Source organism: Humibacter soli (assembly GCF_054779035.1).
The window spans coordinates 185,376-199,266 of sequence record NZ_BAAGYX010000001.1; the positions used below are offsets into that span (position 1 = coordinate 185,376).

Below are 13,891 nucleotides of genomic sequence, written 5' to 3' on the forward strand. Positions count from 1 at the left end.
CTCTCAGGGTTTCGTGGAGGCTCCGTCTGCCACGCTGCGCTCGCCCGCGATCATCGAGCGATACGCCCGGCGACGCACCGGCTCCGGCACGAGCCGATAGCCGCCGCGCACCACGATGTTGCGGAGGAACTGCCCGCGGGAGGTGAAACCGCTCTTCACGAACGCGCGCTGGAGCATCCACTCGCTTCGAAGCAGCTTCAGCCCGCCGCGACGCTTGTATGCGCCGGACGACACGCGGTAGCGAACGAGTGCCTCAGACGTGTTGATGGCAGGCACGTCGGCTGCGAGCATGCGCGCGAAGAGCCAGTAGTCCTCCATCATGCCGAGCGGCTGGTATCCGCCCGCGCGCTCGACAGCCGCCTTCGTGTAGACGACCGTCGGATGGTTGAACGGGTCGTGGAAGCGCGCGTATCGCCGGATCTCGTCGGGCTCGACGGGGGGAACGCGCCTCACGCCGAGGCGTTCGCCGTCATCGGTCTCGGTGAACTCGTTGAGCCCGCTGCCCACGAGCTCGTAGCCCTGCGCGATCAGCTCGAGCTGAACGGCGAAGCGGTTCGGCTCGGAGACGTCGTCGGCGTCCATGCGCGCGACGGTCTCGAAGGTGCACTCCGCGAGGCCTGCGGTGAGTGCCTCTGACAGGCCGCGATTCTCGGGCAGGATCACGATGCGCAGCGGTACTGGCGTTGTCCTGTCGAGCTCGGCGATCGCGGAGACCAAAGGTGCGGAGACCGGGCCGTCCTGCACCAGCACCACCTCGGACGGCCTCAGCGTCTGGTCGACCACCGAGCTGCGGAACGCGCGGAGCAGAAAGGGCGCAGAGTCGCCGCCATAGACCGGGAGCAGAAGGGAGAACCGGGGGAGCGACGTCATCGCTTCGTCACCTCGAACTCCGCCATCGAAGTGGCGTCGAGCCCGAGCGAGGCGAGGTAGGCGCTGTTGCTGCGCGGACGGTCGCGGAAGCCGTCCCGCCAGCCCGAACGGAAGGTGCGGGCGATCGTCGCGCGATCGGATGACCGGCGGTACGTGCGCAGCCACCGCCTGCCGGTCGCAGCGAGGTAGAGCGGGCGCTCGTACCACGCCAGCGCGGGGGAGGCGCGGAACAGCCAGATCTTGTTGCGCACCTCGTAGTAGAAGCGCTCGCCAGGGTCGGCGTCGGTGTCGGCTCGCGCCTTGGTCTTGTGCAGTACGACGCTCGACGGCACGAAGAGGCCACGCCGCTCGCGCAGGGTGCGGGCGCTGAACTCGAAGTCGTCGTTCCAGATGAAGTACTCGGCGATCGGCAGGCCGTCCTCGCGGATGGCGGCGGCGTCGACGAGCATCGAGACGAACGACGACGATCGCACCGGCACGCCCCCAGCGGCGGCGGCATCCCGACGTTCGGCCGCCGAGGCCAGAGGCTTGCGGCGGGGTGTGTTCATCGGATGATCGAGCCCGTCGGTCCACACCACTCGCGAGCCGAGGATGGCGGGGGTCTCACGGGCCGCGGCACGGGCATCCAACAGCGCCTGCAGCGCGGTCGGGGTGGGGATGGTGTCGTCGTCCATCACCCAGATCAGGTCGGCGTGCTGTGCGGAGATGGCATGCTCGATGCCGACCGCGAAGCCGCCGGCCCCTCCGGTGTTCACCGTGAGCGGTAGAAGGTCGACCTCCGGGTGCGCGGTCGCGACGGCGTCTCCCGAGCCGTCGGTGGAGGCGTTGTCGACCACGACGATCGCGTCGAGCGCGCGGGTCTGAGCGGCGAGAGCATCAACGCATTCGAGCAGGAGCTCGCGCCTGTTGTAGGCGACGACCACCGCGACTATGCGCACGCGAGACCCTTCGAACTCTGCTGGGCACGCAGACGTGTCGGCGAATGCCGGATGCGTGCAGGGACCGATGGAGTTTATCCGGTAACTCTGTGCGATTCGGTGCGACGAGAACGTGTCGCTTGCCGTGCTGCCGTCAGCTCTCGTCGGGATCGGACGACAGCCTGTCCTTTCCGATCAGCTGTCGTTCGAGCTCGCGGATGCGCAGCTCCTGCATCGCGGACTGCTCAGCCAAGGTTCGGGTCTTCGCCTCCACGGTGGTGAGCTCGGAGCTGTGCTGAAGGCACACCAGGAACAGGATGGCGATGCCGACGAAGAACACGAGGTTCGTCGGTATCTGCACGCCGACGAGTTGTGCCGCCCACGCGAGGGTGTTGGGGAAGAGCCCCGCAATGAGGGCGAGGATGCCCGCGATCAGCCACCACAGCGCATGACGCTCGCGCAGCCGCCTGCGACGGAGCATTTCGATCACGATGATGAGGACGAGCAGCGACGCGACGACGCCGAGAACGTAGCTGGCGACGGTCATGAAGCATCTCCGGGCCGCGGGGTGGATGGGCGGATCAGGCCGACGAGCAGGGCGAGCGCGGCGCGGGCGAGATAGACGGCGGCCTTGATCGGGTTATGCGACGGAGCGCCCGTGGTGCGTTCTCGCATCTCCGTCGGCACCTGGGTGATGGTGAGACCCGCTTTCGCTGCGATGACGAGGGCCTCGATCGTGTCGCCCAGGTACTCGGCCGGATAGTTCGAGGCGAACAGTGCAACAGCGCGTGGTCCCATCGCTTTGAAACCCGACGTGGTGTCGTCGAGCTTGGTGCGTGCAACGCGGCTCATGACGACCGAGAGAAGGGACATCGCCCAGCGTCGCGGACCCTTGACCACGTACGCCCCTTTTCCGGCGAAGCGGGCGCCGATGACGATGTCGGCCTTGTCGAGGCCCGCGAGCAGCGTCATCACTTCAGCCGGGTCGTGTTGACCGTCGGAGTCGACCTGCACGACATTGTCGTAGCCGTTCTCGAGCGCGAAGCGGAAGCCGAGTCGCATGGCTCCGCCGACGCCGAGGTTGAACGGCAGCTGCGCGACGGTGGCGCCGGCGTGGTTGGCGATGCGCGCTGTGCCGTCTCTCGAGCCGTCGTCGATCACGATGCACGAGACGCCGGGCAGCGTGCGGAAGACCTCGTCGACGACCGCCCCGACGCTCGACTCTTCATTGAGCGCTGGCATGACGATCAGCGTGCGCTCGAGGGCGGTGGACATGCCCGGGATTCTACCGGGTGAGCGGGTGGCGGCGTGGCGACCGAACCGTGTGAGGCCGGCGGGTCGGCCGGTGCGGAAGAATCGTCGGGTGAGCGCTTCCCCCGACCGTCGTGTCGTCGCCGTGGTGTCCGTCTTCCGGCCGGGCGGCGATGTGGTCGACAACGTCGCGAAGATCATCGAGCAGGCCGACGACGTGGTGGTGGTCGACGACGGCAGCGGCGATGGCTTCGATCCGGTGCACTCCGACCTGTCTCGCGCGGGCGCACAACTCGTCGTGCTTCCGGAGAACAGGGGGATCGCCGCGGCACTCAACGCCGGCATCGCGGCCGCCGACCCGAGCCCGTCCGACGTCGTCGTCACCTTCGATCAGGACAGCGTCCTGCCTAGAGGGTTCATTGCGAGACTGCTGGAGGTGCTCCGCGAATCGGAGTCCGCCGGCTTGCCCGTCGCGATCGTCGCGCCTGAGACCTTCGCGGGCGTCGACCAGACCGGACCGGAGCTCGCGCCCGGCCTGCGAGAGGCGCTGCGTCCCATCCAATCGGGCATGCTCGTGACCGGCTCCGCTCTTCAGCGCATCGGTGCGTTCGACGAGGGTCTCTTCATCGACCTCGTCGACGTGGAGTTCTACCTCAGAGCCATCGCCGCTGGACTCGTCTCGGTCGCGGCCCCCGGCCTCGACCTTCCCCACGAGCTCGGGCATTTCCAGTCGATGTCTGTGCTCGGGCGAAGGGTGAGCACCACGTTGAGCACCCCCTTCAGGTACTACTACCGGGCGCGGAATCGCGTCATCGTGACCCGGCGCTACCGGCACGCCGCGAAGGCGCTTCTGCGACGCGAACGCAACAGGGATGTCGCGCACTTCGTGGTCGCCGTGGCTTTCGCTCGTCCCAGATCGGCTCTCGTCTCCGTGCTGAGGTGCGGGTGGAGAGACGGCCGGAAGGGCGGGACCGGTCGCATTCCGAATGCTCTGAACGAGAAGGCGTCGACCATCTCGTGGCGCGGCCGACGGGTCGACAGACCACAGCCTGCACCACCAAGATCCGAGGGATGACGGTAGCCCTCAGGGCTTGGGCGTCCCCAACGACCTGCCACCGACGAACCAGCCGGCGATCCATCCGCCCAGGTACTCGAGCACGCTCCGCGAGGCGACGAGGTCGCGACGGCGGGCCTCGCGGATGAAACGGAACGTGCGCGCGAGCCTGCGACGTCTGCCGTAGAGCGCGACGAGCTGCCGCATTTCCTGGGTGTCCGCGGCGCGCAGTGCAAGCGTCTCGACCATGAGCTGGCGCCATCCGACCGAGACCTTGAACACCGATCTCGCCACGGCCATCGGGCCGTGCCCTCCTTCGTAGCGGTCGGCTATCGAACGCACGGTCGCCCAGCTCGACGAAGGACGGATGCGGCTGCCCTCATCGGACAGCATCTCGCCGATCACGTTGCCGCCGTGCTGCACATAGTCCTGCACGACATCGGCGGTAACGAGCGCTCCCGACTGGGTCGAGGCACAGAGAGCGAGCCAGTGGTCGTGCACCTCCGACGGCGTCGACATGCGGGGGAACGGAAGGGCGACCGACAGCACGTCGCGCCGCAGCACGCAGATGCCACCGGTGAACTGGTTGGTGAGCGTGAAGTACGGAGCAGCCAGGTCGAGACGCCCGGTGTCCGGTGAGATGACTCGTCCGGAGGGATACTCGACGATCCGTGCCTGGCCGGAGACCAGCGAGTGCGTGCCGAGATGGGGGAGGAGCGTCGCGAGCTTCTGCGGCAACCAGTAGTCGTCCTGATCGCTGAGGGCGATCCAGGTGGACTCAGGGGCCGCCGCAGCCACCACCCGCTCGAAATTGGCGTAGAAGCCGACGCGCTCCTCGAACCCGATCACGCGGAACCGTTCGTCGCCCGGCACGGACTCCTCGACGAGGGCTCGCACCTTGTCCGGGTTCCCGTCGGCGGAGATCAGGCACTCGAAGTCTCGGTGGGTCTGATCCTGGATCGATCTCAGCTGACGAGCGAAGAGCTCGGGGTCGGGGTTGTAGGCGGCCATGGCCACCGTGCCGAAGCCGGCATGGTCATCCATCGTGCTCCTGTGTCGGGCTGAGTCTCGCGGCGGATCGCGCCTGGAGAGCCCGTAGACTCTGGTGGTCCGAAACTCGAGGGAAGACCAGTGGCCCGGCGCGCACTCATCAGTATCTCAAAGCGGATCGCCGGTTTCGCTGTGCCGGTGGCGGCGAGCACGGTGCTCGGCCTCGTCACCATTCCGCTGCTCGTGCGTTCGCTGGGCGCCGCCGAATGGGGCTCACTCGCTGTCGTACAGGCGACGGCTCAGCTGGTGGGCATCATGGTCGCGTTCGGCTGGGGCGCGACCGGGCCTTCGTCCGTAGCGGCGGCAGCAAAGACCGACCGTCCGGAGCTCTATGCCCGATCGCTGGTCGCGCGCTCGTTCCTCTTCGTGATCGGCGTCGTGGTCAGCGGCGTCGTGCTCACCTTCTTGACCAGGGGCGACGTCACTGTCGCCCTCGTCGGCTCGGTGACCTATCTGCTGCCGTTCCTCGGCGCGAGCTGGTACTTCGTCGGCGAAGCCCGTCCGTGGCGTCTCTTCGTCTGCGACTCGCTTCCTACGCTCGCAGGCACGCTCCTCGGGCTCGTCGCCGCCGTGACGACCCACAGCCTGATCGCCTTCCTCATCGTGCAGGCGGCCGGCAGTCTCGTCGCCGTTCTCATCGACGCCTTCGTCGTGCTGCGCGGCTCGGGCGCCGACATCCGGGGCAAGGCATCCCCGCGGGCGGTGGTGGCGAGCCTTGCGGGCCAGCGTCACGCAGTGACCAGCGCTCTCACGTCGGGTCTCTACGTGAACCTTCCGCTGCTCTCGATCCAGATCTTCCTGCCCGGGTTCGTGCCGGTGTACGCCCTCGCGGATCGGTTCTTCCGGTATGCGAACGTGGCGTTCTCACCCGTTCAGCAGTTCTTGCAGGGATGGGTCCCCGAAGCTGGCGAACAGCACTCCTACGTCCGCATGAGGCATGCGACCTGGGCGGGACTCGGTTTCGGCGTCGTTGGGGGTGCCCTCGTCGCGTTCCTCACCCAGCCGCTCGCCCTGCTGCTGTCGGGTGGCGAGATCGTGGTGCCGCTCGCGCTGAGCATCCCGCTCGGCACGGCGTTCGTCTTCGTGGCGTCCTCAGCGGTGATCGGCTACGCCTGCCTGGTCCCCGTCGGCCGTGCTCGCTCGCTCGCAGCCTCCACCGTCATCGGGGCAGCGGTGGGAGCACCCCTGATCATCCTCTTCGCGGCTCTGCACCTTCCGCCGCTCGTCGCGTGGTCGGTCGCAGCCTCCGAAGCTGTGGTGGCCGTGTACCAGTACTCCGTGCTCCACAGGGAGCTGGCGCGCAGGACGCGTCTCCACGAGCCGGCGGGAGATGTCAATGGCGGCTGAAGGAACGCCGGTCTCGGTCAGCGTCTGCATGGCCACCTACAACGGAGCGCGCTTCGTCCAGGAGCAGCTCAGCTCCATCCTCGAGCAGCTTCCCGCCGACGGCGAGGTCGTCGTGGTGGACGACGCGTCGACCGACGACACCGTGGCGGTCGTCACAGCTTTCGGCGATGCGCGGATCCGCGTCTCCGTGCACGAGACCAATCAGGGATACGTCGCCACCTTCGGCGAAGCGCTGCAACGAGCCCGCGGATCGGCACTCCTGCTCAGCGACCAGGACGACGTCTGGACGCCGGGGCGCCTGGAGATGCTGGTGGATGCCCTGCAGCACGACGACGTCGTGGCATCCAACCTCGCCCTGTACCCCGACCACCGGCCGCTTCCGACGCCGTTCGGCAGCCCGGACTGGCGCCTGAGCGCCTCGACGTCGACGCACGGCGTGCGCAACTCCCTGGGGGTGCTGGCCGGCGCGATGCCCTACTTCGGGTGCGCCATGGCCATATCCGCACGGGCCCGCGACTGGATCGTTCCCTTCCCCGCCTTCCTCACCGAGTCGCACGACCTCTGGATCGCGTTGTGCGGCAACGCCGGCGGCACGATGCGTCACCTCGAACAGGTCACCGTGCTCAGACGGCTTCACGACGCGAACACGTCGCCGTCTCGGCCTCGTGGCCCTGGTGCGGTGCTGAAGGCACGTTGGATGCTCGTGCGCGCCATCCTGGTCGCCGGTCACCGTGCGCGGCGTCGGCGCTCCGCGACCTGATCGAACTCAGCGGAAGGTGTGCGCAAGCAGAGTGCGGATGCCTGGCCGGTCGCGCTGAACGAGGGCTCCCGGCAGGTTGGTGAGCGCGTGCAGCCGCGATGTCACGTGCACCCGCGCCGCACGGGCAGCCCGCTTCCATCCGATCCGATCGGCATTCGCCGCTGTCTCCGCGAACACGGCCGCCTCCTCCTCGAACCGGTCGCCATTCGAGGCGGTCCACGACGACACGCTCGCCGAGTGCCGCCGGTATTGGAACGTGGTTGCCGAGTAAAGCACGAGCGACCCGCCGTCCATGAGGATCTCCATCTGCAGCGCAAGGTCGAGCGACACCTCGAACTCTGGCCGGAATCCTCGGCTGACCAGCTCGGTTCGACGCCAGCAGATGGAGGGGAAATACGCCCAGTCGCCGTGCAAGAGCCCGACGGCAAGGGACTCGCCTCGCAGCTCCGCGATGTCGGCGATCTTCGGCCGCAGCACAGCCTTGAGCCGGTCGGCGAGCGGCAGGACCGATTTGCCGTTCGCATCGATGACATCGACGCCCGGTTGGTAGTAGGAGCCGTTCGGGAATCGGCTGATCGCCTTGTCGAGCTCGTCGACGTAGTTCGGGAGCATCAGGTCGTCGCATCCCATGATCACGACGTGATCTGCGCTCGAGAGGTCGATCGACCGCTGGAAGTTGCCGGTGACGCCGAGGTTCTCGCTGTTGCGCACGTAGGTGACGCGGGGGTCGTCGATGCTGCGCATCCATTCGCCGGGTGCCGGGTCGGGATAGCAGTCATCGATCACGGTCAGACGCCAGTCGGGCGACGTCTGGGCGAGCACGCTGTCTACGGCCTGCCTGAACAGGGCGGGGTCGCCGTAGAACGGCATCATGATGTCGATCGTCACACTGCCACCCTGAAGATCTTTCTGTTCATCACGATCAGCTGATAGATCAGCACCACGACCTCGGAGAGCGCCAGCACGGTCGTGACGCCGATGAGTCCGAACACCAGGGCGGCGGGGATCAGACCGGCCGCGCCGACGATGGCGCCGGCGACGGTGCTCCAGGCGAGGGCAGCGGTCAGGCGGTACGTGGTGAGCACCGCGAACCCGGTCACCTGCGAGATGAGCATCGCCCCGAGCGCGACGCCCATGGAGATCGCGACGGGATACGGGATGTTGAGCTGGCCGCCGGAGAGCAGCAGTCCTGCCCACGGCGCGAGCGCTGCGTAGAGCACACCTCCCGCGAGACCGAGGTAGATCGTGAGCGTGGTCACGCGACGGGCCCGCCGCAGCTGCTCGGCGGCATCCTTGCGCGGCACGAATCCCTGTGACACCTGCACGTAAGGCCGGGTGGCGTAGAGCGCGAGTCTCATGATGCGCTCGGCCAATGCGTAGACGGCGGTGAGGCTCGGCAGGAAGATCTGCACGACGATGATCGGCAGGTTCACGTAGAGGGTCGAGACGGCCGACATCGAGACGGCCGGAAGATGCGTGCGCAGCCGGGTGATCGACCTGACGAGGGAGAGGTCTACGGTCCACCCCGGATACCGGCGAAGGATGCTCACGCTCGAGATCACCGTGGCGATGATGCCGCCGACGAGCTGGAACCCGACGAACCACAGGGCGTTGCCCGTCCAGAACAGCATCAGCGCGCCGAGCACCGATCCGACCTGGCGCGGCAGGGTCTCGAGGAAGAGGAAGCGGTACGGGCTCGCCTCGCCGACGAAGAACCAGCCTCCGGAGAGTCCGGGAAGCAGTGCCGCGATCAGGGTGACGATGGCGATGACGGGTTGCTGGGGCAGCAGCACCACAGTGATCACGGCGCAGACGACGCCGATCCCGATCAGGAGCCACGTTCGGCTGATGAGCGATTCCATGTACGACAGGCCGCGCTTGGCGACATCCATCCGCGCCACCTCTGTGGGGCCGGTGACGCCCCACCCGGCTCCCACGAGAACCACTCCGAACCCTGCGACGCCCTGGGCGACGGCGATGGTCGCCCAGGTGTTGGGCCCCGCCACGATGATGACCACCGGGATGACCGCGATGCTGATGATGCCGCCGGTGACGACCGAAAGGCCGTATCCGCTGAACGTGCGTGTGATGCTTCGCGCGCTCACCATCGGCGTCTCGCCGGATTCACGATGAGTACCTCTGCTTTCGGGGATGAGACGCGCCGCTGGCGGCCCCGCCGGACGGCTCGGGCGCCTCATGAGGCCATCGCAACATAGTAGGACCTCCGCGCCCCTTCGCCGTTCGAGTAGCGCGCCGCGTCGGCGGCACGCGTATCGAGACCCCGACCGGCGGGGCACAACACGACCTAGTACGATCTCCGGGTGTCTGTTCTCGTGACGGGCGGAGCGGGCTACATCGGCAGCCACGTCGTCCGCCTCCTCCTGGCCCGCGGCGACGAGGTGGTCGTCATCGACAGACTCTCGACGGGGCGTCGGCACCGGATCGAGGGCGCGACCCTTGTGGAGGCGGACCTCGCGTCGCCCGGAAGCGAAGACCTGGTCCGTGAAGTCGTCGAGCGGCACGAAGTGGATGGCGTGCTGCACTTCGCCGCGCTGAAGAGCGCTCCGGAGTCGGTCCGGGAGCCTGAGCGTTACTACCGAGAGAACCTCGGCGCGCTCGGGAACGTGCTGGGCGGCATCCGCGGTACTGCGGTGCGCGCGTTCGTGTTCTCGTCGTCGGCGGCCGTCTACGGCGAGGTCTCCGGCGATGCAGTGGGGGAGGAGACCCCCGCCGCGCCCATCAATCCCTACGGTCAGACGAAGCTCGCGGGCGAATGGCTGACACGTGCGGCTACGGCAGTGGCGGGCATCCCGTCGCTGAGCCTGCGGTACTTCAATGTCGCCGGCGCCGGATGGCCTGACCTCTCGGATGACCAGGTGGGCAACCTCTTCACCGTGACCATCGAACGGATTCTCCACGGCGAACCGCCGATCGTCTACGGTGACGAGCACGCGACCCCGGACGGAACCGGGGTGCGTGACTACGTGCATGTGCTCGACGTCGCAGAGGCCCACGTCGCGGCGCTCGGTGCGCTGGCCGGCGCGCTGCAGCACGACGTGTACAACATCGGCACGGGCACAGGTGTGAGCGTTCGCGAGGTGATCGACGCGCTGGCATCGGTCTCCGGCAGGCCGCTGTCTGCTGTGGTGTCAGACCCGAGGCCGGGGGACCCGGCTAGCGTGGTGGCGGATGTCTCGCGGTCGGAGCGCGAGCTCGGATGGCGGTCCCGCCTCTCGTTGTCCGACATGGTGCAGTCGGCGTGGAACGCGCGTGCCAGCCGCATCGAGCCGAGCGGGCAGGAGACCGAGCGCCCGTGACCTGGATCGAAGTGGTTCCCGCGTTCATCGCCGCGCTGGCCATCCTTTACATTCCCGGAGTTCTGCTGGGCGCCGTCGCGGGCGTGCGGGGGATCGTGCTCTACGCCTCGGCACCCGCCGTAACCGTCGCGCTCCTGGCCGTTCTGGCGATCGTGCTCCCGGTGGTTCACGTGGACTGGTCGCCGATCTGGGTGATGCTCGCCGTGCTCGTCGTCGTTCTCGCGGTGGCCGGCGTGCGCGCCTTGATCGTGCGGAGGCATCCCCGTCCGAGGGCGGACGTGGACCGGTCGCGTGACGGTCGCCGCAGGTTCGACTGGGTGCTGGCGGCCGCGATCGGAATCCCCGCGATCGTCGTACTCGTGCAGACGGCCATCGCGTTCGTCTCGCCCGAGTCGATCTCGCAGACGTTCGACGCGATCTTCCATCTCAACGCGCTGCGCTACATCGAGAACACCGGCAACGCGTCCTCGTTCCACATCGATCAGCTCGTCACCCTGCCGGGAACGCACGCTTTTTACCCGGCGGCATGGCATTCGCTGACCTCGCTTGTCATCGAGACGACAGGGGTGTCGATCCCGGTCGGAGCCAACATCACGAACATGGCGATCGCCGCCTTCGCGTGGCCGGCGAGCGTCATCCTGCTCGCTCGCACGCTGCTGCCGGGGAGCCGCGCCACCCTGGTCGCTGCCGGTGTGCTGGCGGCTGCACTCCCGGGGTTCCCGCTCCTGATGGTCACCTTCGGGGTGCTCTACCCCTACTTCCTCGCGCTGGCCTTCCTGCCTCTCGCCATCGCCCTCGGAGCCAAGGTTCTGCGGCACGGCTTCCGCCTCGAGTGGCGACCCACCATCGCCAACGGGTGGCTCCTGATCATGGCTCTGGTCGCGATCGGACTGGCCCAGCCCGCCGTCGTGTTCGCATGGGCCGCGCTGCTGGCGCCCCTCCTCGCTGCGCTGACCGCCGGCCTCGCGCGCAGTCTGAGCGGAGTCGGCTGGAAGCTGCTCGTGTGGGTGATCTTCGCGATCGTGCTTCTCGTGCTGGCAGCCGCGTGGCTTTACGAGGGACGACTCGGCTCCACGACGCCGTGGGCGAACTACACCAACCCGCCGGTCGCGCTGTGGCAGGCGATCACGTACTCGAAGTCGGGTGCTCCGCTGGCGATCGCTGCGGGCATCCTCACCGTCCTCGGCGTCGCGCGCCTCGTGATCAGACCGGGCACGCGTTGGTATCTCGGCTCCTGGCTGATCGGTCTCTTCCTCTTCGGCGTCGCGGCCTCACTTCCATCGTGGTCGCTCCGGTGGATGATCACCGGCCTCTTCTACAGGGACCCGCCGCGGCTCTACGCGCTCTTCACCGTGGTCAGCGTGCCGGTCGCCGTCATCGGTGCCGTCTGGCTCTGGGAGCTCGTTGTCACGCTCCTGGGTTCGCGGAACACGAGCCGAGTGGATGCCGGTGCCACGACGAGCGCTGCGCGTGGCCTCGGCGCCACTGCGTCTGCGGTGCTCGGAGCTGTGGCGATCGTCGTGCTCATCGTGGCGACCCAGGGAACGGCGGTGTGGCATCAGGTGGCCGCCACGCGGGTGACGTACACGGCCGGACCGAAGGCGCCGATCCTGTCGGACGACGAGCGCACCCTCATCGATCGGCTTCCGTCAGAGGTGCCGACGACAACGCTCATCGCGGGCGACCCGTGGACGGGAACCGCGTACGCCTACGCGCTCGCGAACCGGCCTGTGCTGAACCCGCACTTCAGCGCGCGCATCTCACCGCTCTCCGACGTCATCAACGGAGGCCTGAACAAGGCGAACTCCGACCCAGCTGTGTGCAAGGCGGTGCAAGCGTTGCACGTCGGGTACGTGCTCGACTTCGGCGTTTACGCCAAGGACGCGGGGAATACCGGCTACGGCTTCAACTTCGTCGCAGGCTACTCGGGACTCATCGGCCTGGTGCAAGCTGGCGTGGCGACAGAGGTCGATCACCAGGGGCACGCTCGCCTGCTGAAGATCACCGCCTGCTGAGCTGTCGCTGGTCGAGTAGCGCGCCGCGAAGCGGCTCGCGTATCGAGACCCGTATCCGAATCGGTGCTCGGTCTCGATACGCGTCGACCTGCGGTCGGCGCCACTCGACCAGCGATATCGGCTACGAGTCCTTGGACACCCTGGCGTCATCGGCCGCCGAGTCGGCGGAGGCGGCGCGTCGTTCGGCATCCTGAGCCCGGCCCTCTGCGAGTGTCGCTGCTCGAGCGAGTTGCGTGATCTTGCGGTCGAGCAGCACGTTGCGTCGATAGGCGGTCGAGACGAACACCAGGAAGGCGATCACCAGCGCATAGAGCAGGAAGTCGGTTCCGCGACCGACTCCGACCAGGTGGGCGAGCCAGGTGAGCCACTGCGGAATCAGCACGGAGATGATCGCGACGGCGACCAGGAACACCATGAAGAGGCGCCGCAGGGCGAGGTGCCTGTCGCCGCTCGGGGGACGAACGAGCAGCAGGCCGATGATGATGATCACCACCACCAGGATGATCTTGATCCACATGGCTGAGGTCCTAACGGATGAGCAGGTCGACGAGAATGTTCACCGAGTTCAGCAGCGACTGGCCCTTGCCGCGCGAATAGTCGGTGTAGAGAACTTCGACGGGGTACTCCGCCCAGGGCAGCTTCGTGCGCGACAGCTGCAGCACGATCTCCGTCGCGTGCGCCATGCGGTCCTGCACGAGGTTGACGTGCCTGGCGGCATCCGTGCGGATGACCCGCAGGCCGTTGTGCGCGTCGCTGAGCCTCAGCCCCGTCGTCTTGTTGGTGACCCACACCGCCGTCTTGAGCACGATCCGCTTCGCCCAACCCGCCTTCGTGCGGTTGTCGAGGAACCGAGAGCCGAACACGATGGCCAGGTCCTTCTCCCGAGCCATCTCGAGCATGCCGATCACATCTTCGATGCGATGCTGCCCGTCGGCGTCGAACGTGACGAGATAAGCGATGCCCGGCTGACCGAGTGCGTACGACATGCCGGTCTGCAACGCCGCGCCCTGCCCGAGGTTCACCGGATGCCGGAGCAGGCGCGCTCCCGCGGATTCGGCGATCGCCGCAGAGCCGTCGGTGCTGCCGTCGTCGACGCACACTACGTGCGTGAACCGCTCGCGCAACTGGGTGATGACGCCTCCGATGACCGGGGCCTCGTTGTACAGCGGAACGACGATGCAGACGTCATCGATGGTCGACCCGTCCTGGTCGGAAGGGGCGGCCGTGCTCATGGCATCCATTCTGGCAGAGGGCGGAATCGGCGACGGCGAGGCTTCGGGCGAGGCGCCGCGTGCCTTCGCCTGTTGCGG

14 protein-coding genes are annotated in these 13,891 nt (G+C 67.6%); 5 read left to right on the forward strand and 9 right to left on the reverse strand.

Annotated features, from left to right (window positions below; translation table 11 throughout):
• Positions 1 to 3 precede the first annotated feature (3 nt).
• The 4 genes from ACYVDN_RS00815 to ACYVDN_RS00830 form a co-directional block, all read right to left on the reverse strand.
• Complete coding sequence (locus ACYVDN_RS00815) at positions 4 to 870, reverse strand: glycosyltransferase family protein (protein ID WP_460567490.1); 867 nt, start codon at positions 868 to 870, stop codon at positions 4 to 6.
• Complete coding sequence (locus ACYVDN_RS00820) at positions 867 to 1,808, reverse strand: glycosyltransferase family 2 protein (protein WP_460567492.1); 942 nt, start codon at positions 1,806 to 1,808, stop codon at positions 867 to 869. Before ACYVDN_RS00820 ends, ACYVDN_RS00815 begins: the two co-directional genes overlap by 4 nt.
• Before the next feature lie 133 nt (positions 1,809 to 1,941).
• On the reverse strand, positions 1,942 to 2,334 hold the full coding sequence (locus ACYVDN_RS00825; protein WP_460567494.1) for a DUF2304 domain-containing protein: 393 nt from the start codon (positions 2,332 to 2,334) through the stop codon (positions 1,942 to 1,944).
• The gene (locus ACYVDN_RS00830) at positions 2,331 to 3,062 is read right to left on the reverse strand and encodes a glycosyltransferase family 2 protein (protein WP_460567496.1); all 732 of its coding nucleotides are present in this window, start codon (positions 3,060 to 3,062) and stop codon (positions 2,331 to 2,333) included. Before ACYVDN_RS00830 ends, ACYVDN_RS00825 begins: the two co-directional genes overlap by 4 nt.
• Positions 3,063 to 3,150: 88 nt before the next feature.
• On the opposite strand from ACYVDN_RS00830, the gene ACYVDN_RS00835 reads away from it, so the two are divergent.
• The gene (locus ACYVDN_RS00835) at positions 3,151 to 4,113 is read left to right on the forward strand and encodes a glycosyltransferase family protein (protein ID WP_460567498.1); all 963 of its coding nucleotides are present in this window, start codon (positions 3,151 to 3,153) and stop codon (positions 4,111 to 4,113) included.
• A 9-nt stretch (positions 4,114 to 4,122) separates the two neighbouring features.
• On the opposite strand, the gene ACYVDN_RS00840 is transcribed toward ACYVDN_RS00835, so the two are convergent.
• Positions 4,123 to 5,136 carry a glycosyltransferase family protein gene (locus ACYVDN_RS00840; protein ID WP_460567500.1) on the reverse strand — a complete coding sequence of 338 codons (1,014 nt, stop codon included), beginning with the start codon at positions 5,134 to 5,136 and terminating at the stop codon, positions 4,123 to 4,125.
• A gap of 144 nt (positions 5,137 to 5,280) precedes the next feature.
• Here ACYVDN_RS00840 and ACYVDN_RS00845 point away from each other — a divergent pair, with 144 nt between their 5' ends.
• Both ACYVDN_RS00845 and ACYVDN_RS00850 read left to right on the forward strand, forming a co-directional pair.
• Positions 5,281 to 6,489, forward strand: a complete 1,209-nt coding sequence (locus ACYVDN_RS00845; RefSeq protein ID WP_460567502.1) for a lipopolysaccharide biosynthesis protein — start codon at positions 5,281 to 5,283, stop codon at positions 6,487 to 6,489.
• A complete protein-coding gene (locus tag ACYVDN_RS00850) occupies positions 6,479 to 7,249 on the forward strand; it encodes a glycosyltransferase family protein (RefSeq protein WP_460567504.1) in 771 nt (256 codons plus the stop codon). Before ACYVDN_RS00845 ends, ACYVDN_RS00850 begins: the two co-directional genes overlap by 11 nt.
• A gap of 6 nt (positions 7,250 to 7,255) precedes the next feature.
• Here ACYVDN_RS00850 and ACYVDN_RS00855 read toward each other — a convergent pair whose 3' ends face one another.
• Positions 7,256 to 8,137, reverse strand: coding sequence for a glycosyltransferase family 2 protein (locus tag ACYVDN_RS00855; RefSeq protein ID WP_460567506.1), 882 nt, complete (start codon positions 8,135 to 8,137; stop codon positions 7,256 to 7,258).
• A complete protein-coding gene (locus tag ACYVDN_RS00860; protein WP_460567508.1) occupies positions 8,134 to 9,354 on the reverse strand; it encodes a polysaccharide biosynthesis protein in 1,221 nt (406 codons plus the stop codon). Before ACYVDN_RS00860 ends, ACYVDN_RS00855 begins: the two co-directional genes overlap by 4 nt.
• 216 nt (positions 9,355 to 9,570) lie before the next feature.
• On the opposite strand from ACYVDN_RS00860, the gene galE reads away from it, so the two are divergent.
• Positions 9,571 to 10,566, forward strand: coding sequence for an NAD-dependent epimerase/dehydratase family protein (gene galE / locus ACYVDN_RS00865; protein ID WP_460567510.1), 996 nt, complete (start codon positions 9,571 to 9,573; stop codon positions 10,564 to 10,566).
• Positions 10,563 to 12,581 carry a DUF6541 family protein gene (locus ACYVDN_RS00870; RefSeq protein ID WP_460567512.1) on the forward strand — a complete coding sequence of 673 codons (2,019 nt, stop codon included), beginning with the start codon at positions 10,563 to 10,565 and terminating at the stop codon, positions 12,579 to 12,581. The genes galE and ACYVDN_RS00870 overlap by 4 nt, the downstream gene beginning before the upstream one ends.
• Positions 12,582 to 12,702: 121 nt before the next feature.
• Here the strand turns inward: ACYVDN_RS00870 and ACYVDN_RS00875 are convergent, their stop codons facing one another.
• Together ACYVDN_RS00875 and ACYVDN_RS00880 are read right to left on the reverse strand one after the other, a co-directional pair.
• Entirely contained in the window at positions 12,703 to 13,098 is a 396-nt protein-coding gene (locus ACYVDN_RS00875; protein WP_460567514.1) for a DUF2304 domain-containing protein, read from the reverse strand.
• Between the two features lie 10 nt (positions 13,099 to 13,108).
• Positions 13,109 to 13,813, reverse strand: a complete 705-nt coding sequence (locus tag ACYVDN_RS00880; protein WP_460567516.1) for a glycosyltransferase family 2 protein — start codon at positions 13,811 to 13,813, stop codon at positions 13,109 to 13,111.
• Positions 13,814 to 13,891 lie beyond the last annotated feature (78 nt).